This window comes from Ruegeria sp. S263, assembly GCF_056780525.1.
Genome location: NZ_CM165558.1, coordinates 2098959 through 2124008, shown reverse-complemented (window position 1 = coordinate 2124008; position 25050 = coordinate 2098959). Strand labels below are relative to the sequence as shown.

The window sequence follows — 25050 nt, the reverse complement described above, 5'->3', positions numbered from 1 at the left end:
CTCAAAGGTGGTTCTTCGTCGTGACAAGGGTTTTCCGGCCAAATTGAAAAAGCCAGAAGTTCCCAAGCCACTCGCGTTATTCGGGCGCCTTAGTCGTTAACGCCAGCGCGTGTAGTTCTCCATCTGGGCCGTCCATTTTGCCTTTCAAGGCTGCATAGACCGCGCGCTGCTGTTGAACCCTGTTTTTTCCGCGAAAACTCTCATCCACAACCATGGCGGACATGTGTACACCATCGTTGCCGCCGACTTGAATTTCCGCATCCGGAAAAGCTTCGCGCAGCAGGTGTTCGATTTCGTGGGCGCTCATCGGCATGTAGGTAACTCCTGAAGGTCTTTCCCAAGATGTAGAGTGCCCGGGCGGGGCGTGCAAGGGTGTGGTGTCGGGCTAAAACGCACAAAACCTGCGCTTGAAACAGCGCAGGTTTCGCATTGCAAATCCCTGTTAAGATCAGGCGACAGCGGCGGCAAAGCTGCTGCGGAACGTCCCGGTCAATTCCTCTAGCGGGGCTTCCGAGCTTCCGATGCGAACCGCGTCTTTGGTGAAACGGCCAACCGAGGCCACTGGTACACCCGCCTGGGCTGCAGCAATCATCAGCGCCTCGGCCTGATCAAAGTTGCAGGCGACCAGATAACGGGCCTGATCTTCACCAAACAGAAACTCGGTCGAAGCTTCGTCGAGGCAAACGCCCACACCAGCCGCCTCGGCCAATTCAAACGCGGCCAGCGCAAGGCCGCCATCGGCCAGGTCGGTGCAGGCTTTGATCATCTCGCGGTTGGCGCGGATAAAATCGCCATTGCGCTTTTCTGCGTCCAGATCGACATGGGGCGCATCGCCGTCTTCGCGGTTGAACACCTCGGCCAGCAGGGCAGATTGGCCCAGATGGCCAGTCGTTTCACCGATAACCAGCGCCACATGACCCTCACGTACTTCGTTGCCGATGATGTCATCTGTATGGGCCAGTAAACCAACCGCGCCGATGGTCGGGGTCGGCAGGATCGCCTGACCGTCGGTTTCGTTATAAAGCGAGACGTTGCCCGACACGATGGGCATGTCCAGCGCGGCGACGGCTTCTCCGATGCCTTTGATCGCGCCGACGAACTGGCCCATGATCTCGGGCTTTTCGGGGTTGCCGAAGTTCAGGTTGTCGGTTGTCGCCAGCGGAGTGGCCCCAACAGCGGTCAGGTTTCGATAGGCTTCGGCCACCGCCTGCTTGCCGCCTTCAACGGGGTTGGCGCGCACATAGCGGGGCGTCACGTCGCTGGTGAAGGCCAGAGCCTTGTCGGTCCCATGCACGCGGACCATACCAGCGCCCAGACCCGGCGTGCGGGCGGTGTCGGCCATGACCATGGTGTCGTACTGTTCATAGACCCATTGCTTGCCCGCATAGTTGGGCGAGGAGAGCAGGGCGCGCAGACCGTCGATCGGATCAATCTGCGGAACTTCGGCCAATTCTTCGGCTTCCGGCGTCGCGACCCATGGGCGGTCATACTCAGGCGCGGTCGAGGAGAGTTTCGACAGGACCAGATCAGCTTTGACCTCACCATTGTGGACGATAAGGAAGCGGTCCTCGGCAATGGTTTCGCCAACGATCGCGAAATCCAGATCCCATTTTTCGAACACGGCGCGGGCTTCGGCTTCAAGCTCGGGCTTGAGGACCATCAGCATCCGTTCCTGAGATTCCGAAAGCATCATCTCATAGGCGGTCATGTTCTCTTCGCGCTGGGGGACGTTTTCCAGATCCAGACGCACGCCAAGGCCGCCCTTGTCGCCCATTTCAACCGCAGAGCAGGTCAGGCCCGCAGCCCCCATGTCCTGAATCGAGATCACGGCACCGGTCTGCATCAACTCCAGCGTTGCTTCCATCAGGCGCTTTTCGGTGAAGGGGTCGCCGACCTGAACGGTGGGGCGCTTTTCCTCGATCGTGTCGTCGAATTCGGCCGAGGCCATGGTTGCGCCACCCACGCCGTCGCGGCCTGTCTTAGCGCCCAGATACACGACTGGCATCCCGACGCCCGAGGCAGCCGAGTAGAATATCTTGTCACTGTCGGCCAGACCGGCGGCGAAGGCGTTTACAAGGCAGTTGCCGTTATAGGCAGAGTGAAATCGAACCTCACCGCCCACACAAGGAACGCCAAAGCAGTTGCCATAGCCGCCAATGCCCTCGACCACGCCATTCACAAGCTGACGGGTTTTGTGGTGGCCGGGTTCACCAAAGGAAAGCGCATTCATCGACGCGATGGGCCGCGCGCCCATAGTGAAGACGTCGCGCAGGATGCCGCCGACACCGGTCGCCGCGCCTTGATAAGGCTCGATGTACGAGGGGTGATTGTGGCTTTCCATTTTGAACACCACGGCCTGACCATCGCCGATATCGACCACACCCGCATTTTCACCGGGTCCGCAGATCACCTGAGGGCCCGAGGTGGGCAGGGTGCGCAGCCATTTCTTGGACGACTTGTACGAACAATGTTCGTTCCACATGGCCGAGAAGATGCCCAGCTCTGTAAAGGTCGGCTCGCGCCCGATGATCTCGAGGATCATGTCATATTCGTCGGGCTTCAGCCCGTGTGCGGCAATCAGATCCGGGGTGATGGCGGGCTCTTGCATCGTCTGTCCTGTGTCCAAAGGGGCCGAGATTGCGCGCCTTGTAGGGCAAGGACGCGCCCGTGGGAAGAGTCAAGTAACCGCAGGGCGGTCTAGATGAACAAAATCGGGCCCCGCAATCGTGCAGGGCCCGTGTATTGAATAATAAAGAGCCGGGTCAGGCGGGTGCTTCGCCCTTGTTGACGGCATCCGCTGCGGCTGCTCCGACCGCCGCCTTTTGTTCTTCCGTCAGGTTCTCGGCTTCTTCCAAACCGGGGATCGCCACGCGCACTTCGCGGCGGGCAAAGTCGATGCCGTTTTCCTTGAAGGCCGCTTTCACGCGATTGAAGATTTCCTTGCGCAACGTGAACTGCTTGCCCGGTTTGGCCATGAACTTACCTCGGATGATCATGCCAACATCGTCGAAATCAAACACACCCTGAGATTTGAATGGCTGAAGGAACCCGTCTTTGTGGGTTTCGTCTGCCATCATCTCGGCCCCAATCTTCTTGAAGATCTTTTTGACTTTGTTTGGATCGGTATCGAATGGAACGGTGAACTTGAGCTTCATGATCACCCAGTCGCGGCTGAAATTGGTCAGTTTCTGAATCTCGCCGTACGGGATCGTGTGAACCGGTCCGCGGTGGTGTCGCAGTTGCATGGAGCGGATCGAAATCTTCTCGACCGTTCCCATTGTGCCGCCAACATCGACATATTCACCGACGCGGAAGGCATCATCAATCAGGAAGAAGATGCCACCGACGATATCAGCCACCAACTTCTGTGCGCCAAAACCAATGGCCAGACCGAGAACACCAGCACCGGCCAGCAGCGGGGTGATGTTGATACCCAGCGCCCCCAGCGCCAGCAGCACAAAGATTACCGCGATCGAGACTTGTGCCGTCACGCGCAGCAAGGGCAAAACCGTCGCCAGACGTGATCCGCCAGCACCGCCGCCTTCGCCAGCTTCCTCGTCGGGGCTTTGTTCCGCTGCGGTCTGTTCCTTGGCCAGCCGGCGGTTGATCCACAGAGATACCGCTTCGTTCAGAATGTAGCCGACTGCGATGATGATAAAGAACTGAATGACCTTGCTGCCAGATTCCGTGCCACCGCCCGCAATCTCTTGCAGATCCAGATCCCAGGCGTTCGCGATCATTAGAATGATCAGGATACCGGCCAGAACACGGCCAATGCGGATATAGCTGCGCTTGGTCGACTTGTAGGCGCGTTCTGCAACCGGTCCATCGCCCAGCATCGGAGGCTGAAGATGACGCACGAGCCCGCGGATCAGCGTATCCAACGCCGGAGCGATCAGAAGCCAGAACATGGTGGTGAAATGGGCACCATGCGCCAGCAACTCGAACACGGCCGGGTTGCGCTGTGCCGAAAGGTATTCAACAAGCAGCCATGTACCCGCCGAGACACCTATGGCCAGATATGGATATAGGCGCGCGACTTCTTCGTCGAAACGCGTGCGGTCAGGGTCAGACCCCCGCATCATGTCAGACAGCCCATCGCGTGCGCGCCATGCGATTACGCCAATATAGATATGAATCGCTGTATTGAGCCAGAATCCCAAGCGCGATTCACCCGGCATGACACCATTGAGCGCATTAAAGTCCAGAATGAACAGCGTGAAGCCGATCAGCAGGAACAGGCCAATCAGGTTCCGATGCAGGTACTTTGCCCAATGGTCGTCGACGTTCACAAGCCGCAGGTCGTGCTGTTTGGGCGCCAAAATAAACCGCGAGATAGCCGCGCCCAGACGCGGGAACCAGATCATGTAGAATACAAAGGGGGCCGCCTGAGCTATCTGCTGTTCGTTCAACAACTGCCGTCCGACAAAAACGAGGGTGTAATAAAAGACCAGCAGGCCCAGAAACTCAAACAGGAATCGTTTGAATAGAAAGGTCACGGCCCCACGAAGGTTCGATGATGCGTCGCCATCGACGACCTTGATCCAGCGGCGCGTCCACAGACCGACGACGTTTTCCGCCGCATACCCAATCGCCAGCGCCAGGAACGTAAATCCAAACAGTGACATGAGGCCACTTGAACCGAAGGTTGCTCCGAAATTCGAGAAAGCCTCGACCTGGGCGCTTACCAGCAGAGGTATCTTTCGGATCACATCCAGCCATGAGGCGGTCATGCTGGTGACGGTGTCAGAAATTGTTTGAATCAGGCCCTTTCTGGCCTGAGTGGTTTCGGCCTGTTGCGCCGCCACAGCATCGAGACGTTCCAGCAAAATGGCGCGAACCTGATCGTCGGACATGCGCGCAACAAGGTCGTCCACCTGCTCGGGTGTCAGATCCTCGGGAATTGAGATGGAGGCTGTCGAACCGGAAGTACCGCTTTCCTGCGCGGCCAGAGGCCCTGAAAGTAAAATAACTGACAGCATCGCCAAAAGCAGGCGAAATGGGTGAAACATCGAATCTGTCCTCGAACACATCTATTGGTATTTTTTTCGGATCATAGGTCTAAGTGCCCGGCATTCCCAGATGTTTCACCAACTCAGGGCCCGTTCTGATGCTTGAAGGCAAAAAAAAGGCCGAGCACTAAGCTCGGCCATAGTCCAACAGGGAGGTATGAAGATGATGAGCGTTTCAGCATCACCGCCTTCGAGTGCTCATTTAGGGATCAGTTTATGAACGATCAAGATTTTTCAGACTGATGAATGGGAATGTCCGCTATGCCTTTCGTGCATAGCTAAAGTTTTCCCATTTGCTTCAATTGCTTGCGTTGTTCAATAATTTCATCCTGAACAAAGTCCCTAAACGCCGCAACGCGCTTGGAATGGCGCAATTCCTCGGGGTAGGCGAGGTAAACGGGAACATCGGCGGCTTCGATATCGCTCAAAATCGGAACCAGATGCGGGAAATCCTGGGTCACATAGTCCGGCAAGACACCGATACCAAGATTGTGCAAAACGCCCTGCAAAACGCCGAAATAGTTGTTCACTGTCAGCAACGACCCGGGGTTATAGGTCATAAGATGGCGAACCATTGATGCACTTGCGCCTACTTGTGGGGCTGCCGGAGTTTGACAAATCAGCCGATGGGTCGAAATTTCCTCGAGTGACCCGGGCGTACCGTTTTCGGCAAGGTATTCCTTTGTCGCATAAAGCTGCATCTGCACGGTCATCAACCGTTTGCGAACAAGGTCGGCCTGGCTGGGTTCCTTCATACGGATGGCGACGTCGGCCTCGCGCATTGGCAGGTCCAGCACACGTTCTTCCAGCATCAGGTCGATATTCAGGTCAGGATATTGCTCATAAAGTTTCGGGAGGCGCGGTGCCAACCAAAGCGTTCCGAACCCGAAGGTCGTTGTGACGCGCAGAACACCAAAAACCTCTTCTTCACTGTCGCGGATGCGTGCTGCCGCAGCATCCAGTCGTTTGGACATGGCCGAGGTTGCGTCGAACAACAGCTCACCTTGTTCGGTCAGGATCAAGCCGCGGGCGTGACGGTGAAACAGGGTCGAATCAAGCGATTCTTCCAATGCCCGAATTTGGCGGCTTACGGCGGATTGCGACAGGTTCAGTCGATCGCCCGCATGGGTCAGACTGCCTGCATCGGCCACTGCATGAAATATCCTAAGCTTGTCCCAGTCCATCGCCGCAACTTTCGTTATCCTTCGGAATGCCTATATGAAATAGGTAACAACTTCCACATTCAAACGGTGAAATCCTTATGTTTCAGAGGATAAACCCTATACAGGTCAGGAATTGTGACCTAATATGTGTATAAATGAAGCACACTGATCTGACGAGGGGAGACGTCTGATGAGTCAGCCACTGATATCACTAAATGACCGGTTCGATCTGGAGAAGAACCCGGTTCTGCTGAACGGAACACAGGCTTTGGTGCGCCTGATGTTGATCCAGAAAGCACGGGACAAACAAGCGGGACTAGACACAGCGGGTTTGGTTACCGGGTATCGGGGATCACCGCTTGGGGCCGTTGATCAGCAGATGATCCGTGCTCAGAAGCAATTGGCCGAAAGCGATGTAACTTTTCAGTACGGTTTGAACGAAGACCTCGCGGCCACCGCTCTGTGGGGCAGCCAACAGGCTGGTTTGCGTGGGGATGGAAAATACGACGGTGTCTTCGGCCTTTGGTACGGCAAAGGTCCCGGTGTTGACCGATCTGGTGACGTGATGCGCCATGCGAATATGGCTGGTACGGCCAAGCACGGCGGCGTTCTAATGGCGATGGGCGATGACCACACTGGCGAAAGCTCGACTGTATTGCATCAATCCGAGTGGTCACTGGTCGACACCTATATGCCCGTGGTCAGCCCGGCCGGGGTTCAGGAAATTCTGGATTACGGTGTCTATGGATTTGCACTCAGCCGGTTTGCCGGCGTCTGGGTTGGCCTGAAGACGATGAAGGACACGATCGAAGTGACGTCCGTCGTGGATGGCAGCGTTGACCGAATGAAGGTGATAACGCCGGACTTTGAGATGCCTGAGGGTGGCTTGAACATCCGGCTTGGCGACACACCGCACCTGCAAGAAGCGCGGATCATAGACTATAAGCGGTTCGCGGCGGAAACATTCTCGCGCGCCAACAAGATGGACAAGCGGGTTTGGGGTAAACCCGGTGCCAAGATCGGTTTTGTCGCTGCCGGGAAGAACTGGCTTGACCTTGTTCACGCCATGTCACTTTTGAACATCGACGAGGCCGAGGCCGAACGGCTTGGGATCACGACCTATAAAGTCGGGCAGACATTCCCGCTGGACATGGCCGGGTTCCACGAATGGGCCGAAGGGCTGGACCTGATCGTGATCGTCGAGGAAAAGCGCAAGCTGATCGAAGTACAGGTCAAAGAAGCCATTTTCGATGATCGCCGGGGGCGCCGGGTCTATGGATGGTACAAGGGCGGTGCAGGTACGCTGCACCGGGAAGAGCTTTTCCCGACACGTGGTGCACTTGACCCGATTATGATCGCCGAGAAATTAGGAGAAATCCTGATCGAGGAAGGTCGTGAAACCGACGGCATTCGCGGCGGCCTCGATTCGTTGTCCGCAGCCCGACGCGCTGACAACGCCGAAGAGATCGCAACACGCCTTCCGTATTTCTGTTCGGGCTGTCCGCATAACAGCTCGACCAAAGTGCCTGACGGAAGCCGCGCTTATGCCGGCATCGGGTGTCACTATATGGTTCAGTGGATGGACAGGAATACGTCCGGCTTTACCCAAATGGGCGGAGAGGGCGCGAACTGGATCGGTGAAGAGCCGTTCTCGACCACTCAGCACGTTTTCCAGAACCTTGGGGACGGCACCTATAACCACTCGGGTGTGCAAGCCATCCGGGCGGCATTGTCTGCGGGAACGAACATCACCTTCAAGATCCTGTTCAATGACGCGGTTGCTATGACCGGCGGGCAGGGGAACGAGGGCGATCTGACCGCCGAGCGGATCGTAGCCGAAGTTAAGGCGATGGGCGTAAAGGACGTTGCTTTGGTCTATGACGAGAAAGAGGATGTGAACTTCAAGGCTCTGCCCGCCGGGGTCGAGACATTCGAACGCGCGGAACTCATGCAGGTTCAGGAGCGGTTCCGAGACATCGAAGGAGTTTCCGTCATCGTCTACGTACAGACTTGCGCTGCCGAAAAACGGCGGCGTCGCAAGCGCGGTACTTTCCCCGATCCGGACAAGCGGGTGTTCATCAATACCGATATCTGCGAGGGCTGCGGCGATTGCGGCATTCAGTCGAACTGTGTGTCGATCGTGCCCCAAGAGACGGAACTGGGGCGCAAGCGCGCGATTGATCAATCCAGTTGCAACAAGGATTTTTCCTGTTTGAAAGGGTTTTGTCCGTCTTTTGTAACTCTGGAAGGGGCGGAAATCCGCAAAGAAGCCACGACCGAGATTGACCTGCCTGACCTGCCTTTGCCCACTCTGCCGACGATCCACGGCACTCATAACGTGGTGATTACCGGTATTGGCGGCACCGGGGTTGTTACACTTGGCGCGGTTTTGGCGCAGGCCGCTCAGATCGACGGCAAAGGCGCCGGGATGATGGAGATGGCTGGACTGGCGCAAAAAGGTGGCGCGGTGCACATTCACTGTCGCCTAGCCGACCGGCCCGAAGACATCAGCGCAATTCGCGTCGCTACGGGTGAAGCCCACGCATTGATCGGCGGTGACCTTGTTGTGTCCGCCGGGTCCGCGACGCTTGGTCTGACCCGCGCAGGGCAGACAGGAGCAGTGGTGAACAGCCACGAGACAGTCACGGGTGACTTCACCCGTGACACCAAGTTCCGCATTCCAGGTGACAGGTTGGAATTGGCATTGCAGGCGCGTTTGAAGGACGACGTTTCCCTGTTCGATGCCACCGAACTGGCGCGTGCCGTAATGGGCAATTCGATCTATTCCAACATGATGGTGTTTGGGGCCGCGTGGCAACGCGGGTTGCTACCAATCAGCCATGAGGCCGTTTTGACTGCGATCGAGCTGAATGGAACTGCGGTTGAGCGCAATAAACGGGCATTCGACATTGGACGCTGGGCCGTTTTGCACCCCGAAAAGGTCGGTGAAATTCTGCGCCCCAAGGTCGCCGAACTGCCCAAAACTCTGGATCAACTGATCGAGTTCCGGGCAAGCCATCTATCCGAGTACCAAAGTGCCCGGCTGGCAAAGCGATATAGGAAACTGATTGACTCGTTCGAAGATACGGAAATCAAAGAGGCTGCAGCAAAAGGGTATCACAAGCTGTTGTCCTATAAGGATGAATACGAGGTTGCTCGCTTGCTGTTGTCCAGTCGCGAAAAGGCTGCTGCTGAATTCGATGGGGACTTCAAGATGACCTTCCACCTTGCCCCTCCATTGCTGGGCGGCACCGGACCGGACGGACGTCCACGCAAACGCGATTTTGGCGAATGGATGCTGGGTCCGCTTAAGATAATGAGCAAGTTCAAATTCCTGCGCGGTACACCGTTGGATATCTTCGGCTACAGCGCGGAACGGCGCATGGAGCGTGCTTTGATCAAGCAATATGAGCGTGATTTCAAAGAGGTGTCTTCGCTGATCACGCCGCAGACAAAAGACGCCGTTGTTGCGTTGGCCCAGTTGCCACTGGATATCCGGGGTTTCGGACCTGTTTTGAAGGAAAACGAGGCCAAAGCAGCCAAGCGTCGCGAAGAACTGCTGGCAACGATCCGAAGCGGAGGGCCCGATTTGCGCGCGGCAGCCGAGTAAATCGTCACAGCCCTGTCACGATATCTAGGCAAACTTGATGCCTGCACATAAATAGCAGGCAACAAACCCCGGAGTCGTCCATGCCCTCGCGCCGCCATGTCGCTCGTGACATTTCTTATGCTTATTCCGCCGAAACCAAAGGTGGACGCATAGTCATTAAGCTGATGGAGAATACAACCGGCCGGATGCGGCTGATCAAGCGGGCCGACGGGTACGAGAAAGAAGTCGCCAACGGGCGCGATTTCTGGTCGGTGATGGTGGATCGGTACGGGCTTTCGCTGGATGTGGTTGGCGGGTCACTGGCGAATATTCCCAAGACTGGGCCGTTGATCCTGATCGCCAATCATCCCTATGGCATTCTGGACGGGATGATGATGGGGCATATGCTATCCCAGACCCGTGGCGATTTCCGCATTCTGGCGAACAGAGTGTTCCGCAAGGCCGAGGACCTGAACCGCATCGTCCTGCCAATTTCGTTTGATGACACGAAAGAGGCGGTGAAGCTGAACCTGGAGACTCGGAAAACAGCCTTGAACTACCTGGGTGAGGGTGGCGCAATCGGCATTTTCCCCGGTGGCACTGTCAGCACGGGCGCAAAGCCGTTTTCCCACCCGATGGATCCGGGGTGGCGTGGATTCACCGCGCGGATGGTCGCCAAGTCGAATGCTACTGTGGTTCCTGTCTTTTTCGACGGCCACACCTCGCGCCTGTTTCAGATCGCCAGCCATCTGCACAGCACCCTACGTATGGGTTTGTTGATAAAAGAGTTCAAAAAACGCGTAGATACACCTGTCAAAGTCGCCATCGGAGAGCCGATTGGCCGCGACGTTCTGAACCCTTTGGCGAAGGATACGCGCAAGATGATGGATTTCCTGCGCAAAGCCACGTATGAGCTGTCTCCAAAGCCGCTAAGGTCCTATGACTACGGCTATGAATTCGAGGAACGGCATCGCGCCTGAAGGGGCAAATGGCAGTAGGTATTTTTGATTCTGGTTTGGGCGGTTTAACCGTGCTGGACGCCGCGCAGCAACGTCTGCCGGACGTGGAGTTTCTGTATTTCGCAGACAGCGCGCACGCGCCTTATGGGGTGCGGGACGCCGAAAACATCTATGATCTGACGCGCAGCGCTGTGAACGATCTGTGGAGCCGCGGCTGTGATCTGGTGATTCTGGCGTGCAACACGGCAAGCGCCGCCGCCCTGCGTCGGATGCAAGAAGAGGGCGTGCCAGAAGGCAAGCGGGTTCTGGGTGTGTTCGTTCCATTGATCGAAGCGCTGACTGAACGTCAATGGGGCGATAATAGCCCCCCGCGCGAAGTCGCCGTGAAGCATGTTGCCCTGTTTGCAACCCCGGCCACCGTCGCCAGCCGAGCGTTTCAACGCGAACTGGCATTCCGGGCGATCGGTGTGGACGTTGAAGCTCAGGCCTGTGGCGGTGTGGTGGATGCGATCGAGGATGGCGATATGATCCTGGCCGAGGCGTTGGTGCGTAGCCATGTCGATGCGTTGAAACGCAAGATGCCGGAACCGCAGGCCGCCATTTTGGGGTGTACACATTACCCTTTGATGGCAGACACGTTCCAGCAGGCACTTGGCACCAATGTCGAGGTGTTCAGCCAGGGGGATCTGGTCGCGGAGAGTCTGGCGGACTACCTGCAGCGCCATCCCAAGATGCTTGGCGAAGGGAAAGGCGGTTTTCTGACAACCGGGAAGCCAGACGTTGTCAGTGATCGGGCGACACAGTTCCTCCGACGACAAATCACATTCGAGGCCGCCTGACTTAGGTCAAGGATAGTTAAAGGCTGGCTCCTTAGTTCAAAGATCGTCGCGTCGGCGGTCGTGATATGTGACATTCAGAAACAAGAGGTCTCAGATGACCCATAAAATCGCAATTCTGGGCGCTTCGGGATATACCGGCGCTGAACTTGTTCGGTTGATCGCCGAACATCCGAACATGGAAATCACCGCGCTTGCCGCCGAGCGCAAAGCGGGCCAGCCGATGGCGCAAGTCTTTCCTCATCTGCGTCATATGAACCTGCCGGATCTGTGCAAGATATCCGAAATCGACTTTTCGCAAGTCGACCTGTGTTTTTGCGCGCTGCCGCATAAGACCAGTCAGGAAGTCATCCGCAATCTGCCTAAAGAGTTAAAGATCGTTGATCTGTCCGCAGACTTTAGATTGCGTGACCCCGACGAATACGAAAAGTGGTACGGCAACCCTCATGTGGCCTTGGAACAGCAAGACGAAGCCGTCTATGGCTTGACCGAGTTCTATCGCGACGACATTAGCCAAGCTCGACTTGTTGCAGGAACGGGTTGCAACGCCGCGACGGGGCAATATGTGCTGCGCCCGTTGATCTCGGCCGGAGTGATTGATCTGGACGATATCGTTCTGGACCTGAAATGCGCCGTTTCGGGGGCAGGGCGCTCACTCAAAGAAAACTTGCTGCACGCGGAACTCAGCGAAGGGTATAACGCTTACGCTGTTGGCGGCACGCATCGGCATCTCGGAGAGTTTGATCAGGAGTTTTCAGCCTTGGCCGGACGTCCTGTGCATGTTCAGTTTACGCCGCACTTGATACCGGCGAACCGGGGAATTCTGGCGACCACCTACGTCAAGGGCGATCCTGCCAGTGTCTATGAGGTATTGTCCAAGACCTATGAGGATGAGCCGTTCATCAAGATGTTGCCCTTTGGCGAAACGCCTTCAACGCACCATGTGAGGGGGTCTAACTTTTGCCATATCGGAGTGGTTGCAGACCGGATTGAACGCCGCGCGATTGTGATCGGTGCACTTGATAACCTGACAAAAGGTAGCAGTGGACAAGCCTTGCAGAATGCCAACCTGATGTTAGGTGAAGCTGAAACCGCTGGTCTGATGATGGCCCCTCTGTTCCCGTGAGGATATCATGAAGTCACTCAAGAAACGTCGTCGCGTACAAATCATTCTGCTGGCCGTCGTGGCCTTGGTGTCCTCGACGGTGTTGATTGGTTGGGCATTGCAGGACGGTATCAACTTTTTCCGATCGCCCAGTGAAGTGATCGCTGAACCACCAAAACCTACCGAAGTGTTTCGGATCGGTGGCCTTGTCGAAGAAGGCTCGATTGTTCGCGGTCATGGTGAAACAGTGACATTTGTTGTGACGGATGGCGGAGAAAGCGTACCGGTCGCCTTTACGGGTGTTCTGCCAGACCTGTTTTCGGAAAATCAGGGCATGGTCGGCACCGGAAGTTACGTAAACGGTGTCTTTGAAGCTACTGAAATACTTGCAAAACATGATGAAACTTACATGCCGAAAGAGGTAGTGGATGCCCTCAAGGAACAAGGCGTATTTCAACACGCCGACGAAGGCTGATCCGACGATTTTCCATTAGGTAAAAGGGCGTTGCGTAGGAAGACTATTCAGCGCCCTTTCTTGTTTCCCGGACTTAACACTTTTGACTGACCGTTCCCTCACACTTTGAAGGAGGGTGCGGTGCAGACGGTTCGACAAATCGCAACACAGATTGTAGCCCGAGAGGGCGGGTTTGTAGATGACCCAGACGACCCGGGCGGCGCAACCAAGTATGGCGTTACAATCCACACAATGCGACGACTTGGTTTGGACCTTTCTGGTGACGGAAAGATAAACAGGGAAGATGTGAGGCTGCTCACCAAATCACAGGCGGTCGACATTTTTGTAACCCACTACTTCAAGGGTCCGCGTCTGGGGCTTTTGCCATTTGATCTTCAGCCTTCGTTATTCGACATGCACGTCAACTCTGGCGCACAAGCTGTTAAAATATTGCAGATATTACTGCGCGATATGGGGTTTTCACTGGCCGTAGATGGGGTCGTTGGACCGCAGACAGCAAACGCCGCACAAAAGGCATCGCGGCCAGAGCCTGTGGTTTTGAAAGACGCCTATGGCGTGGCCCGGAGGAACTATTACTTCCGATTTGCAGACCACCGACCCTCGGCCAGAAAATATGCACGGACGCGGGCAGGCGGCAAAGGTGGCTGGATACGCCGGGCTGAGGAGTTCATCTCGCCGGTCTACCATCTGAGTGATGCAGAGTTTCAGAAAAGGGTTGCGGGATGGGACTGATATCCGAGGTTTTGACGTTCCTCTTTGGCGGCGGAAGGAACGTGGTGCGCGAAACAACTGAGGTTTTTCGCCAAAATGCTGAAAACGCGGCCGTTCGTGATCTGACCTTACAACAACAGGCAATGCTTCAATTCGGCACCGAATTCCGCGCGGCCAACAAAAGCAGGTACGATCGGGTTCTGGATGGTCTTAATCGTTTACCTAGACCGGCGCTGGCCCTTGGCACACTTGGCTTGTTTGTCGCCGCAATGGTTGATCCGCTTTGGTTCGCAGCCCGGATGCAGGGGATTTCGTTGGTCCCTGAGCCGTTATGGTGGTTGTTGGGTGTGATCGTGTCCTTTTATTTTGGCGCCCGCCATCAGGCCAAGGCACAAGATTTGCAACGAGAGCTATCCGCGGCAATTAAGCGTGCGCCCCAAGTCGTGGAAAATATTAGGCTAATTGAGGGATTGCGTACCGAGACCATAGGTTCCGCAGACCCCGGCACTGACGCCGAATTGGCGGAAAACGCGCTTCGGCCCGATGCGAACCGCGCGCTAGAGGATTGGCGGCATCAGCGATCCGGCTGAAGCCGCGACACTATGTGCGCCCCTACGGGGCGAAAGTTATTGGTTCTCGCCCCGCATCAGGATTATATGCGGGGCCATGATTACTGAACTCGGTCACTTCACCCTGATACTCGCCTTTCTCGTCGCAATCGTTCAGACGGTTTTTCCACTTATTGGCGCGGGCTACCGCTGGACGGGTTGGATGAAGTTCGGTGAAACGGCTGCAATTGCGCAATTCGCGCTGGTCTCATTTTCTTTTGGCGCGCTGGTCTGGGCCTTTGCGACCTCTGACTTTTCGCTACGCATCGTGGTGGAAAACAGCCACTCTCTGAAGCCGATGCTGTACAAGATCAGCGGAACCTGGGGAAACCATGAGGGGTCGATGCTTCTGTGGGTTCTTATCGTTGCGCTGTTTGGTGCAATGGCTGCCTTCTTTGGTGCAGGTTTGCCACCCACACTCAAGGCCCGTGTACTGTCAGTGCAGGCCGCCATCGGTGTCGCGTTTTATGCGTTCATCTTGTTCACCTCTAATCCTTTCGACCGGCTCATCGTCGCTCCGTTCGACGGGCAGGACCTGAACCCTTTGTTGCAGGATCCGGGCTTGGCGTTTCACCCGCCGTTTTTGTATCTGGGCTATGTGGGTCTGAGCATGGCGTTCAGCTTTGCCGTCGCCGCCTTGATCGAGGGGCGTATCGACGCCGCATGGGGCCGCTGGGTACGGCCATGGACTTTGGCGGCGTGGATTTTTCTGACGATCGGCATCGCTCTGGGGTCGTGGTGGGCGTATTATGAACTGGGCTGGGGCGGTTTTTGGTTCTGGGACCCGGTTGAAAATGCCTCGTTCATGCCATGGCTTCTGGCTGCAGCCTTGTTGCATTCCGCCATCGTTGTCGAAAAACGTGAGGCTTTGAAAAGCTGGACGATCCTTCTGGCCATTATTGCCTTTGGCTTTTCGCTTATCGGGACGTTTATCGTTCGATCCGGCCTGCTGACATCCGTTCATGCCTTTGCGAATGACCCGGAACGCGGTGTGTTCATCCTGTTCATTCTTGTCATTTTTATTGGCGGCGCGCTTATCCTGTTTGCGGCCCGTGCTCAGGCGATGGAGGCAAAGGGCGTCTTTGGCATGGTAAGCCGGGAAAGTGCGCTGGTTCTCAATAACATCCTGCTGGCCGTAAGTTGCTTTGTCGTATTCTTCGGAACGATGTGGCCGATGGTGGCGGAAATGGCTTTTGACCGGAAACTTTCGGTTGGTCCGCCGTTCTTCAACGCGGCCTTCACGCCCTTCATGATCGCTTTGGGAATTGCCCTTCCTGTTGGGGCCATGCTTCCATGGAAACGGGGCAAGATTGCGAAAGCCGCCTATTCATTGCGCTTTGCCTTTGTTCTGGCGGTGGCTCTGGCGCTGTTGGTCTGGGCGATGCAGACGGGTCGCAGTTCATTGGGGCCTGCAGGTCTGTTTCTGGGTGCATGGATTACCTTTGGCGCAGCCGTGGATCTTTGGAGCCGCACCGGGCGCAAAGGCAACCTGTCGCGCCTGTTTCGCCTTCCTGGCGCGGATTGGGGCAAGGCCGTCGCACACACCGGGCTTGGCGTTACAATGTTTGCCATAGCGGGCCTTACCGCGTGGGAGGTTGAGGATATTCGTGTCGCCCAACCGGCAAAACCATTCGATGTGGGACAGTTTACATTCACATTGGAAGACGTCCGGCGGGTAGAGGGGCCGAACTACTTCTCAACCATGGCCGAGGTTTTGGTGGAAAAGGACGGACGACCCGTTGCAACCCTATACCCAGAGAAACGAGACTATCCGGTTGCCAGAATGCCCACTACCGAAGCGGCAATCGACTATCGTTTTCTACGCGACGTATATGTCGTGATCGGTGATCAACAGGCTGACGGTGGCTGGGTGATGCGGACCTATATCAAACCTCTGGCCAACTGGATTTGGGGTGGGTGTATTCTTATGGCCCTTGGTGGCTTCATAAGCTTGTCGGACCGCCGCTTCCGTGTTGCGGCAGGTGCGCGTAAGGCGCCTTCTGGTGGAGTTCCCGCAGAATGAAACGACTGCTTTTGATCCTCGCGTTTCTTGCATCGCCTGCGTGGGCGGTTCAACCGGACGAAGTTCTGGATGATCCGGTTCTGGAACAGCGCGCGCGCGACCTGAGCACGGGTCTGCGATGTCTTGTGTGCCGAAACGAGAGTATTGATGAAAGCAATGCCGACCTTGCACGTGACCTGCGCCTTTTGGTTAGGGAAAGACTGGTCGCAGGCGACACCGATGATGAGGCGATTGAATTCATCGTGGATCGCTACGGTGAATACGTTCTGTTGAAGCCTACCTCTTATGGGGCAAACCTTGTACTGTGGTTGGCCGGTCCAATCATGCTGTTGATCGCTGCGGGTCTGGGTTGGAACTTTGTGCGCAAGCGGTCAAACGCGCAACAATCCACAGGCGGTGAGGCCCTGAGCGACGCTGAAAAAGAGCGGTTAGAACAAATTCTTAAGGACTAACGGGTCGTCGGGCTTTCCCTCTCAAGGTAATTGCGTCAGGGTCGCGAGAAATCCAGGACGAACGGGAGGAACGCATGGACTACGAAACGCTGTTATTGGACGTTGCTGACGATCTGGCAGTAGTCACCTTGAACCGGCCAGACAAAATGAATGCGATGACCGCGCAGATGCGGGCCGAAGTCACACATGCCATGAAACACGCAGCCCGCAATGCCCGCGCAGTCGTATTGACGGGCGCGGGCGGCGCATTCTGTTCAGGTCAGGATCTGGGAGATTCCTCAAGCACCGGCAAGATCGACCTTGAGCGTACTCTGCGGGATGAGTACGAGCCAATGCTTGAAACCATTTATAACTGTCCGGTTCCCACCATCGCTGCGGTGAACGGTGCTGCGGCCGGGGCAGGGGCGAACCTAGCGCTTTGTGCCGACGTTGTGATCGCGTCGGAAAGTGCGTATTTCCTGCAGGCTTTTGCGCGAATTGGATTGTTGCCCGACGCGGGCGGCACATGGTTCACACCGCGGCAAATGGGGTTCGCTAAAGCCATGGGTGCTGCCTTGTTCGCCGAAAAGATCAGCGCGCGGCAAGCTGATGATTGGGGTTTGATTTGGGAAGCCGTTCCCGATGACGAATTTGAGGCGCATTGGCGCAAGCGCGCATCCTACCTTGCCAAAGGTCCAACTGCCGGTTTCGGAGCGATCAAGCAAGCCATTCGGGGCACTTACGACAAAACGCTAAGTCAGCAGCTAGAAATCGAAGCCCATTTACAGGGCGAATGCGGACGAACCCGAGACTTTGCTGAAGGCGTGGTGGCCTTCATGGAAAAACGCCCCCCGAAATTCGAGGGGCGCTGAACCTTATGCTCTGCGACGGCGGCGGGCCCTGCGTTCGGGCACGTCGGCCTCTTCGGTGCCGTCCGAGGCTGACGAAAACGGCCCGAGTGCTTCAGTAATCTGATCCAGTGTGGGGCGAGAGCCGCACGAAGTGGTATCAAGGGCTTCGCGCATCTTTCGAAGATGCGCTGGCATGGTGCCACAGCAGCCGCCAATGATCGTTGCGCCGGAGTCGCGAGCCATCGCTGCGTATTGCCCCATCAACTCGGGCGTACCGTCATAGTGGATATGGCCGTTGACGTATTTCGGGATGCCCGCGTTGCCTTTTGAGATCACAGGGCGCTCGGTCCCTTGGGCCACAAAACCAAGAACAGTGCGCAGGATGTCAGATGCACCTGTGCCGCAATTCGCACCGAAGGCCACGGGCGGGTTCGGTAGGGTCTCGACCAATTGGGCCAAATCCGCCGAAGTGACGCCCATCATGGTCCGCCCGGCGGTATCAAAGCTCATCGTGCCACACCAAGGCATGTCGGCCAGTGCAAAAGCTTCGGCTGCGGCCCGGAACTCTTCCGGGGCGCTGATTGTCTCAAGCCACAGAACGTCCGCACCGCCAGCCTTCAACGCTTCGGCTTGTTCATGGAACATCTCGACAGCGCCAGCATGGGACAGGCTTCCGATGGGTTCCATAATCTCGCCTGTCGGACCGACCGAACCGGCGACGATTACGGGGCGTCCGGCTTTGTCAGCGACCCCGCGGCCCAATTCAGCGCCGACCCGGTTCAGCTCAGCCACACGATTTTGAGCATCGTGCAGTTTCAACCGCGCCGAAGTTCCGCCAAACGTGTTTGTCAGAAACAGATCGCTGCCCGCATCGACCGAACCTTGATACAAAGCCTTGATTTTTTTGGGAGAATCCACGTTCCACAACTCAGGCGCGTCACCGGATTGCAAACCCATATTGAAAAGGTTTGTTCCGGTGGCACCATCAGCCAGAATCGTATCATTGGTTTCCAGAAATGTGTTGAGCGCGTTTGTCATTGAGGTTTCCAGATGTCGGCAAGGCCGAACAAGGCCGTATAAACTAAGATGCCCCGTCTCTCATGGACGGGGCATCAAATCAAATTCATAAAACTCATGAAGATCATGAGTTGGGCGTTGGCCTTACTGAGCTTCGCTCAGAATCTGCGCCTTGGCCTCAGGCAAAAGCTCGGCCATTTTCGCGCGGATTTCATCATCGGATGACAAAGAGCCAAGGTCGCCGGACACTTTGCGAACCACGTCCTCGTGGCCAGCTTCTTCCATATCGGCAATCACAACGGTTTTGGCATAATCTTCAGCCTCGGCACCGGACTTGCCCAGCTTTTCCGCGGCCCAAAGGCCCAAAAGCTTGTTGCAGCGTGCCTGTGCCTTGAACTGCATCTCTTCATCATGCGCAAACTTGGCTTCAAAGGCGTTTTCGCGTTCGTCAAACGTGGTCATTGATTGGGGACCCCTTGGATTACATCTTCTTAATTGATGATATGACTATAGCTGCGCCCGGACGCAAGGTATTTGCGCTGCGTCAAAGACCTTCGGGTCGTCGAACTTGCGGGAAAGTGGGGCTTGGACTATGACAGCGCCAAGAAGCATGGGAAATCCCCGGCTCAACAGTCTGGAAGGGTCGCTTATGGCGCGTCGCAAGAAAATCTACGAAGGCAAAGCCAAGATTCTGTATGAAGGCCCCGAGCCGGGTACCATTGTGCAGTACTTCAAGGATGACGCCACCGCGTTCAACGCGGAAAAGAAGGATGTCATCGACGGCAAGGGCGTTCTGAACAACCGCCTGAGCGAATTCTTCATGAACGGCCTGAACCAGATAGGCGTGCCGACCCATTTCATTCGTCGCCTCAACATGCGCGAACAACTGGTTCGTAGCTGCGAGATCGTGCCCCTTGAAGTGATCGTGCGCAATTATGCGGCCGGAACCATGTCCAAGCGCCTTGGAATTGCTGAGGGAACGCAGTTACCGCGTCCTATTGTTGAGTATTGCTACAAGGATGACGCTCTGGGTGACCCGCTGGTAACTGAAGAGCACATTGCAGCATTCGGTTGGGCCAGCCAGCAGGATATGGACGATATCCTTAGCCTTGCGTTGCGTGTGAACGACTTCATGAGCGGCATGATGCTGGCGGTGGGTATCCGTCTAATCGACTTCAAGATCGAGATCGGCCGTGTTTTCGAAGGCGATTTCCAACGCCTGATCGTAGCCGACGAGATCAGCCCGGACAGTTGCCGCCTGTGGGATATTGAAACGGGCCAGAAATTGGACAAGGACGTGTTCCGCCGCGATTTGGGCAGCCTGACAGATGCCTATTCAGAGGTGGCGCGTCGTCTGGGCGTACTTCCCAAGAGCAATGTGACCAAGCCCACACTCATCAATTGAGGCATCCCCTCATTCTGACTTTGAAACGCCGCATCTAATTGCGGCGTTTTTTATTTGCCGACGGACCTGCGGCAAACTGCGTGCGGACAAGGGTTGTCGAATGGCCAAAGGCGCGCTATCCCCCGCGCAACGGAACGGGCCGTGACCGAAGGCCCTTAGCTGGAGTTGCAGGAATGAAAGCACGGGTGCATGTGATGCTCAAGAACGGGGTTCTGGACCCGCAGGGTGAAGCGGTGCGTCATGCATTGGGCGCTATGGGCTTCGATCAGGTCGAAGGCGTGCGCCAGGGCAAAGTGATCGACCTGGAACTGGCCGAAGGCGCGACCGAGGCCGACGTGACCCAGATGTGCGAAAAGCTGTTGGCCAACACGATCATCGAACGCTACGAAATCGAACTGGTCTGACGGGATGCGGGATGCGCTCTATTCCGGGCGGTTGGCCGTGTTTGGCACCGGTGGAATGCCAAGTTGGCGCTATCCTTCACTTATATCGTTGATCGTTGGGGGCGGTGTTGATCTGAGCCCGCTGGCGTCACGTCAGAATTCACTGTCTCTGGTAAGTGAAAAACTTGCCGCTGTTGATCATCCGACGCCACTCGGCGTTGCCGTGGTCGCCGATTATTTGCATTAGGAGGCCCCGTAATGCGCGCAGCAGTCATCGTATTTCCCGGTTCGAACTGTGACCGGGATCTGGCCGTAGCCTTCGAACAGGCAGGTTTTCAGGTTGATATGGTCTGGCACAAGGACGCCGCCTTGCCCGAGGGGGTGGACATTGTCGGCGTACCCGGTGGTTTCTCGTACGGTGATTATCTGCGCTGCGGTGCGATCGCTGCGCAGTCCCCGATCTGCAAGGCCGTCGTGGATCACACAAAGCGGGGCGGCTACGCGCTGGGTGTTTGCAACGGTTTTCAGATTCTGACCGAAACCGGCATCCTTCCGGGCGCTTTGCTGCGAAATGCTGGCCTCAAGTACATCTGCCGAAAGGTCGGTCTGAAGGTCCAGACGAGCGCCAGTGCATTTACCGAAGGATATAACGCAGGGGATGTGATCGGGATTCCAATCGCGCACCACGACGGCAATTATTTCGCCGATGACGACACGCTGGCTCAACTACGGGACCAGGATCGGGTGGCGTTCACCTATACCGAGAATCCGAACGGCTCGGTTGGCGACATCGCTGGTATCCTGTCTGAAAACCGCCGCGTTCTTGGAATGATGCCGCATCCCGAACGTGCGGCAGACGAAGGTCACGGTGGAACAGACGGAACGGCATTGTTCCGCGCATTGTCAGGCGTGCTTGCACCCGCATGACTTGAGGTCGCAGACAAGCCCGCGTAGTTTCCGGGTATGAGTTCCGACGATCGCTCAGGGTGGGCTTCACTGCAAAAACCTTTCCGCGGCGCGCCTTTGGGTTGGCGCCTACGTGTTGCGGTTTCCATTCTGCTGATTTCAACCGTTGCAACGATCTGGGTGACCAATCGGTTGCTGACAGATCGGTTTACGGAATCCACGCGCAATCGGGCCGAATTGCGTCTGGCCCTGTATTCCGGCAACCTGCTGAGTGAACTGCGCAGGAACGCAATTGTTCCACAACTTTTAGCGCGGGATCCCACCCTGATTTCGGCGTTGCAATCCAGCGATTTTACGCTTTCAACACAGCGCCTTATATCATTTGTTGAAGAAATTGGTGCGGCATCATTGATGTTGTTGGACAGTGACGGGCGCACCGTTGCTGCCACAGATCGCAGCAGGTTGGGTGAAGCGCACCGAAACTCTCCTTACTACGTGGAGGCTGTCCGCGCGAATTCGACAATTTTCACCGTTATCGAGAATGAAACCGGGTCGTACAGCTTTACCTATTCACGCCGAATGGACGCCGGTTCGGATATTCTTGGGGTAATCGTTGTCGAAGTTGACCTGCAAAAGTTTGAGCGTGCTTGGGCGGGTATCTCTGACGCGGTGATGGTGGCCGATAGTACCGGCACGATTATTCTTTCGACTGAACCGAAGTGGCGGGGACTGGAAGAAAGTGCAGCCCTGGTGCGTCAACCACCCGAAGGCGCGATTGAGCGTGCCATCCGTGCGACAACCGATTGGACGGCATTGCCACCGGACGCCTATCTGCAAGGCGAAGCCGTGATGAGACTGGACACGCGGATTCCGTTCAGAGGATGGCAAATGACGTCGTTCACGACCTATTCCTCAATTCGGGAAAAGGTGAACAGCGTCATCGCGCTGGAAATCATGGGTTTTGCGATTCTTCTGGCGCTTGCCTTCTATGCGCTCAGTCGCCGGGCAACGTTCCGCATGGCCCTGTTCCAGCGCGAGTCGGCAGAGCTTCGCGCATTGAACACAAGGCTACAGCGGGAAATTGCTGAACGTGAGAGGGTCGAAAAGACGCTGGAAGTGGCAGAACAGACGCTTGCGCAAAGCTCAAAACTTGCGGCCCTTGGTGAGATGTCGGCGGCTGTCAGCCACGAGTTGAATCAACCACTGGCTGCAATGAAAACCTATTTGGCGGGCGCACGCCTGCTGCTGCGCCGAAACCGCCCAGAAGAGGCCTTGGCCAGCTTTGGCCGCATCGACGGTTTGATCGAGCGGATGGGAGCCATTACCCGACAGCTCAAGTCCTATGCGCGCAAGGGCGCGGATGCGTTTTCGCCTGTAAATCTTGGTGAAGCGCTGGCCTCGGCTCTGTCGATGATGGAACCGCAATTGCGGCAGCGCCATGTTAAGATCACGCAAATTCTCCCGGAAGAACCCGTGTTTGTGATGGGGGATCGGATGCGGATTGAACAGGTCATGGTGAACCTCTTGCGGAATGCGCTGGATGCCACCAAATCTGTAACAGAGCCAGATGTCGAAATAATTCTGGCCGTGGGCGACATGGCGGTGTTGACTGTAAGGGATAACGGTCACGGGATCGAAGACATCGAAAACCTGTTCGAGCCCTTCTACACGACCAAACAACCTGGCGATGGCGTTGGGCTGGGGCTTGCCATCTCGTCCGGGATCGTGAACGACCATGGCGGACGGCTGACCGCGCGCAACAGCCCGAACGGAGGCGCGGTGTTTGAAATGCAGCTGCCGACACTAGGAAGCGACGGCCTTGAGGCCGCGGAATAACGGGGAAAGACTATGGCACAAGCCATGAAGATTGCCATCGTGGACGACGAACAGGACATGCGCCAGTCGATCAGTCAGTGGTTGGCGTTGTCGGGATATGACACGGAAACCTTTTCCAGTGCCGAAGATGCGCTCAAGGTTCTTGGGCCTGAATACCCCGGGATCGTCATCTCCGACATCAAGATGCCGGGCATGGATGGCATTCAATTGTTGAAAAAGCTGATGGGTGCGGACAGTACTCTGCCGGTTATCATGATCACCGGACATGGCGATGTTCCCATGGCGGTAGAGGCCATGCGTGTCGGGGCGTTCGATTTTCTTGAGAAGCCGTTCAACCCGGATCGGATGTCAGAGCTTGCCAAGCGCGCCAGCAACGCGCGGCGCCTGACGCTCGACAACCGTGCCCTGCGGCGGGAATTATCGGACGGCACGCAGATCATGAACAAGTTGATCGGTGCCAGCCCTGTGATGGACCGTCTGCGTGAAGACATTCTGGATCTGGGTCAGGCCGACGGCCACGTGCTGATCGACGGCGAAACAGGTACTGGCAAGACGCTGGTGGCTCATGCATTGCACGCTGTTGGCAGCCGGGCAGGTAAGAAGTTTGTTCTGGTGTCTTGTGCAGCGCTTGAGGAAGAGGCCCTGTCAAAGCGCCTGTTCGGACCGATGATGCCCGAAGACGCACAATTACCAGCGATCGAAGAGGCGCGCGGCGGGACTTTGGTCTTGGAAGATATCGAAGCCCTGAGCGATACGTTACAGGCGCGGCTGCTGAGTGTGATGAACGATCAGGGAACACCGGCCGAAACGCGTATAATAGCGATTTCAAACCTTCAAGAAGCTGGCAAGACCAGCGAGGATGTGCTGCGCCCGGACCTCTTCTACCGTTTGGCTGCGTTGCGGATTACTATGCCCCCGTTGCGGCAGCGTGGTGAGGATATCCTGACGTTGTTCACCCGTCTGAGTGAGCAATTTGCCGAGGAATATGGCTGTGACGCACCTCAGGTCAGTGCTCAGGAAGCAGCGCAGTTGTTGCAGGCCCCGTGGCCGGGCAACGTGCGTCAGCTGATCAATATTGCCGAGCGTGCCGTTCTGCAATCGCGTCGCGGCTCGGGTACCATTGCTTCGTTGCTGATGTCGGATCACGAAGAAATGCAACCGGTGATGACGACCGAAGGCAAACCCCTGAAAGAGTATGTTGAGGCGTTCGAACGCATGTTGATCGACAATACGATGCGCCGCCACAAGGGCTCCATCGCGTCGGTGATGGAGGAACTGTGCCTTCCACGCCGCACGCTGAATGAGAAAATGGCCAAGTACGGGCTTCAGCGTTCCGACTATCTGTAAAGGCGAGGAGGGGGCCAGCCCCCTCTTGAGCCTTTGGCTCAATTCACCCCCGAAGTATTTTTGAACAGAAGAAGGTGCAGATGCCTGCTTGGAGGCGCTGTCATGCAGTTTGCCCATTGTCTTTTCCACAGGACTGCTTTTATTGTAACCGAACGGGCCGGGCCTTTTTGCGCCCTCAAGTCCCGAATCTTTGAGTTTCGCTGCAATGCCGCAGGTGGTGACAATCTCCCACACAGGCTGCGCAGACCGATTGTGCCCCGTATCGGGGCAAGTGAACGCCTGAACCCGTCGATACGGGTGATAGGAATAAATGGGCAGGCAGCGTAGGACCGCGCCTGTCGGAGAAGAACCGCGATGACGCGCGCGCAACGATTGACCATACGGGCAGGGGGC

22 protein-coding genes are annotated in these 25050 nt (G+C 56.4%); 16 read left to right on the top strand and 6 right to left on the bottom strand.

What is annotated here, in order from left to right:
- Positions 1–76: 76 nt before the first annotated feature.
- The 4 genes from ACT2B1_RS10605 to ACT2B1_RS10590 all read right to left on the bottom strand — a co-directional run bounded on the left by ACT2B1_RS10605 (position 77) and on the right by ACT2B1_RS10590 (position 6196).
- Positions 77–313 (bottom strand): BolA/IbaG family iron-sulfur metabolism protein, encoded by a 237-nt coding sequence (locus ACT2B1_RS10605; RefSeq protein WP_171121343.1) that lies wholly within the window; start codon positions 311–313, stop codon positions 77–79.
- Between the two features lie 135 nt (positions 314–448).
- Positions 449–2608 (bottom strand): phosphoribosylformylglycinamidine synthase subunit PurL, encoded by a 2160-nt coding sequence (purL, locus tag ACT2B1_RS10600; RefSeq protein WP_171240865.1) that lies wholly within the window; start codon positions 2606–2608, stop codon positions 449–451.
- A gap of 154 nt (positions 2609–2762) precedes the next feature.
- Complete coding sequence (locus tag ACT2B1_RS10595) at positions 2763–5012, bottom strand: mechanosensitive ion channel family protein (RefSeq protein ID WP_171211547.1); 2250 nt, start codon at positions 5010–5012, stop codon at positions 2763–2765.
- 278 nt (positions 5013–5290) lie between these two features.
- Entirely contained in the window at positions 5291–6196 is a 906-nt protein-coding gene (locus ACT2B1_RS10590; protein ID WP_171121346.1) for a LysR family transcriptional regulator, read from the bottom strand.
- Positions 6197–6365: 169 nt separating this feature from the next.
- Between ACT2B1_RS10590 and ACT2B1_RS10585 the strand changes: the two genes are divergently transcribed.
- From ACT2B1_RS10585 to ACT2B1_RS10540, 10 genes are all read left to right on the top strand, one after another.
- Positions 6366–9785, top strand: coding sequence for an indolepyruvate ferredoxin oxidoreductase family protein (locus tag ACT2B1_RS10585; protein WP_481667715.1), 3420 nt, complete (start codon positions 6366–6368; stop codon positions 9783–9785).
- Between the two features lie 80 nt (positions 9786–9865).
- Positions 9866–10744 carry a lysophospholipid acyltransferase family protein gene (locus tag ACT2B1_RS10580; protein ID WP_171240863.1) on the top strand — a complete coding sequence of 293 codons (879 nt, stop codon included), beginning with the start codon at positions 9866–9868 and terminating at the stop codon, positions 10742–10744.
- An 8-nt stretch (positions 10745–10752) separates the two neighbouring features.
- The gene (locus tag ACT2B1_RS10575) at positions 10753–11562 is read left to right on the top strand and encodes a glutamate racemase (protein WP_171125181.1); all 810 of its coding nucleotides are present in this window, start codon (positions 10753–10755) and stop codon (positions 11560–11562) included.
- Between the two features lie 94 nt (positions 11563–11656).
- A complete protein-coding gene (gene argC / locus ACT2B1_RS10570) occupies positions 11657–12685 on the top strand; it encodes an N-acetyl-gamma-glutamyl-phosphate reductase (protein WP_481667714.1) in 1029 nt (342 codons plus the stop codon).
- Positions 12686–12692: 7 nt separating this feature from the next.
- The gene (gene ccmE, locus ACT2B1_RS10565) at positions 12693–13139 is read left to right on the top strand and encodes a cytochrome c maturation protein CcmE (RefSeq protein ID WP_481667713.1); all 447 of its coding nucleotides are present in this window, start codon (positions 12693–12695) and stop codon (positions 13137–13139) included.
- A gap of 120 nt (positions 13140–13259) precedes the next feature.
- Positions 13260–13871, top strand: a complete 612-nt coding sequence (locus ACT2B1_RS10560; RefSeq protein ID WP_481667712.1) for a holin-associated N-acetylmuramidase — start codon at positions 13260–13262, stop codon at positions 13869–13871.
- Positions 13862–14440: a holin family protein gene (locus ACT2B1_RS10555; RefSeq protein WP_171240860.1), complete on the top strand. Its 579-nt coding sequence runs from the start codon at positions 13862–13864 to the stop codon at positions 14438–14440. Before ACT2B1_RS10560 ends, ACT2B1_RS10555 begins: the two co-directional genes overlap by 10 nt.
- Positions 14441–14516: 76 nt before the next feature.
- Positions 14517–16481, top strand: a complete 1965-nt coding sequence (locus ACT2B1_RS10550; RefSeq protein ID WP_171240859.1) for a heme lyase CcmF/NrfE family subunit — start codon at positions 14517–14519, stop codon at positions 16479–16481.
- A complete protein-coding gene (locus ACT2B1_RS10545) occupies positions 16478–16933 on the top strand; it encodes a cytochrome c-type biogenesis protein (RefSeq protein ID WP_171240858.1) in 456 nt (151 codons plus the stop codon). Before ACT2B1_RS10550 ends, ACT2B1_RS10545 begins: the two co-directional genes overlap by 4 nt.
- Before the next feature lie 74 nt (positions 16934–17007).
- Positions 17008–17784 carry an enoyl-CoA hydratase-related protein gene (locus ACT2B1_RS10540; protein ID WP_171240857.1) on the top strand — a complete coding sequence of 259 codons (777 nt, stop codon included), beginning with the start codon at positions 17008–17010 and terminating at the stop codon, positions 17782–17784.
- A 3-nt stretch (positions 17785–17787) separates the two neighbouring features.
- Here the strand turns inward: ACT2B1_RS10540 and bmt are convergent, their stop codons facing one another.
- Both bmt and ACT2B1_RS10530 read right to left on the bottom strand, forming a co-directional pair.
- Positions 17788–18801, bottom strand: a complete 1014-nt coding sequence (bmt, locus tag ACT2B1_RS10535; protein ID WP_481667711.1) for a betaine--homocysteine S-methyltransferase — start codon at positions 18799–18801, stop codon at positions 17788–17790.
- A gap of 123 nt (positions 18802–18924) precedes the next feature.
- A complete protein-coding gene (locus tag ACT2B1_RS10530) occupies positions 18925–19242 on the bottom strand; it encodes a DUF1476 domain-containing protein (RefSeq protein WP_171121358.1) in 318 nt (105 codons plus the stop codon).
- A 187-nt stretch (positions 19243–19429) separates the two neighbouring features.
- Here ACT2B1_RS10530 and purC point away from each other — a divergent pair, with 187 nt between their 5' ends.
- From purC to ACT2B1_RS10500, 6 genes are all read left to right on the top strand, one after another.
- Positions 19430–20185, top strand: a complete 756-nt coding sequence (purC, locus tag ACT2B1_RS10525; protein WP_481669019.1) for a phosphoribosylaminoimidazolesuccinocarboxamide synthase — start codon at positions 19430–19432, stop codon at positions 20183–20185.
- A gap of 173 nt (positions 20186–20358) precedes the next feature.
- Positions 20359–20589: a phosphoribosylformylglycinamidine synthase subunit PurS gene (gene purS / locus ACT2B1_RS10520; protein WP_481667710.1), complete on the top strand. Its 231-nt coding sequence runs from the start codon at positions 20359–20361 to the stop codon at positions 20587–20589.
- 4 nt (positions 20590–20593) lie between these two features.
- The gene (locus tag ACT2B1_RS10515; RefSeq protein ID WP_171240855.1) at positions 20594–20815 is read left to right on the top strand and encodes a hypothetical protein; all 222 of its coding nucleotides are present in this window, start codon (positions 20594–20596) and stop codon (positions 20813–20815) included.
- Positions 20816–20826: 11 nt separating this feature from the next.
- Entirely contained in the window at positions 20827–21495 is a 669-nt protein-coding gene (purQ, locus tag ACT2B1_RS10510; protein WP_171125161.1) for a phosphoribosylformylglycinamidine synthase subunit PurQ, read from the top strand.
- A 36-nt stretch (positions 21496–21531) separates the two neighbouring features.
- On the top strand, positions 21532–23310 hold the full coding sequence (locus ACT2B1_RS10505; protein ID WP_171240854.1) for a sensor histidine kinase: 1779 nt from the start codon (positions 21532–21534) through the stop codon (positions 23308–23310).
- A gap of 12 nt (positions 23311–23322) precedes the next feature.
- Positions 23323–24657, top strand: coding sequence for a sigma-54-dependent transcriptional regulator (locus tag ACT2B1_RS10500; RefSeq protein WP_171125158.1), 1335 nt, complete (start codon positions 23323–23325; stop codon positions 24655–24657).
- The last annotated feature ends 393 nt before the right edge of the window (positions 24658–25050 follow it).

What these genes read in the sequence shown, in the direction of transcription:
- purL (WP_171240865.1), bottom strand. Translation starts at nt 2,608, where the DNA reads ATGCAAGAGCCCGCCATCACCCCGGATCTGATTGCCGCACACGGGCTG.
- ACT2B1_RS10515 (WP_171240855.1), top strand. Translation starts at nt 20,594, where the DNA reads ATGCGGGATGCGCTCTATTCCGGGCGGTTGGCCGTGTTTGGCACCGGT.
- ccmE (WP_481667713.1), top strand. Translation starts at nt 12,693, where the DNA reads ATGAAGTCACTCAAGAAACGTCGTCGCGTACAAATCATTCTGCTGGCC.
- bmt (WP_481667711.1), bottom strand. Translation starts at nt 18,801, where the DNA reads ATGACAAACGCGCTCAACACATTTCTGGAAACCAATGATACGATTCTG.
- ACT2B1_RS10545 (WP_171240858.1), top strand. Translation starts at nt 16,478, where the DNA reads ATGAAACGACTGCTTTTGATCCTCGCGTTTCTTGCATCGCCTGCGTGG.
- ACT2B1_RS10540 (WP_171240857.1), top strand. Translation starts at nt 17,008, where the DNA reads ATGGACTACGAAACGCTGTTATTGGACGTTGCTGACGATCTGGCAGTA.
- ACT2B1_RS10575 (WP_171125181.1), top strand. Translation starts at nt 10,753, where the DNA reads ATGGCAGTAGGTATTTTTGATTCTGGTTTGGGCGGTTTAACCGTGCTG.
- ACT2B1_RS10585 (WP_481667715.1), top strand. Translation starts at nt 6,366, where the DNA reads ATGAGTCAGCCACTGATATCACTAAATGACCGGTTCGATCTGGAGAAG.
- ACT2B1_RS10580 (WP_171240863.1), top strand. Translation starts at nt 9,866, where the DNA reads ATGCCCTCGCGCCGCCATGTCGCTCGTGACATTTCTTATGCTTATTCC.
- purQ (WP_171125161.1), top strand. Translation starts at nt 20,827, where the DNA reads ATGCGCGCAGCAGTCATCGTATTTCCCGGTTCGAACTGTGACCGGGAT.
- purC (WP_481669019.1), top strand. Translation starts at nt 19,430, where the DNA reads ATGGCGCGTCGCAAGAAAATCTACGAAGGCAAAGCCAAGATTCTGTAT.
- ACT2B1_RS10595 (WP_171211547.1), bottom strand. Translation starts at nt 5,012, where the DNA reads ATGTTTCACCCATTTCGCCTGCTTTTGGCGATGCTGTCAGTTATTTTA.
- ACT2B1_RS10590 (WP_171121346.1), bottom strand. Translation starts at nt 6,196, where the DNA reads ATGGACTGGGACAAGCTTAGGATATTTCATGCAGTGGCCGATGCAGGC.
- argC (WP_481667714.1), top strand. Translation starts at nt 11,657, where the DNA reads ATGACCCATAAAATCGCAATTCTGGGCGCTTCGGGATATACCGGCGCT.
- ACT2B1_RS10505 (WP_171240854.1), top strand. Translation starts at nt 21,532, where the DNA reads ATGAGTTCCGACGATCGCTCAGGGTGGGCTTCACTGCAAAAACCTTTC.
- purS (WP_481667710.1), top strand. Translation starts at nt 20,359, where the DNA reads ATGAAAGCACGGGTGCATGTGATGCTCAAGAACGGGGTTCTGGACCCG.
- ACT2B1_RS10555 (WP_171240860.1), top strand. Translation starts at nt 13,862, where the DNA reads ATGGGACTGATATCCGAGGTTTTGACGTTCCTCTTTGGCGGCGGAAGG.
- ACT2B1_RS10530 (WP_171121358.1), bottom strand. Translation starts at nt 19,242, where the DNA reads ATGACCACGTTTGACGAACGCGAAAACGCCTTTGAAGCCAAGTTTGCG.
- ACT2B1_RS10550 (WP_171240859.1), top strand. Translation starts at nt 14,517, where the DNA reads ATGATTACTGAACTCGGTCACTTCACCCTGATACTCGCCTTTCTCGTC.
- ACT2B1_RS10605 (WP_171121343.1), bottom strand. Translation starts at nt 313, where the DNA reads ATGCCGATGAGCGCCCACGAAATCGAACACCTGCTGCGCGAAGCTTTT.
- ACT2B1_RS10500 (WP_171125158.1), top strand. Translation starts at nt 23,323, where the DNA reads ATGGCACAAGCCATGAAGATTGCCATCGTGGACGACGAACAGGACATG.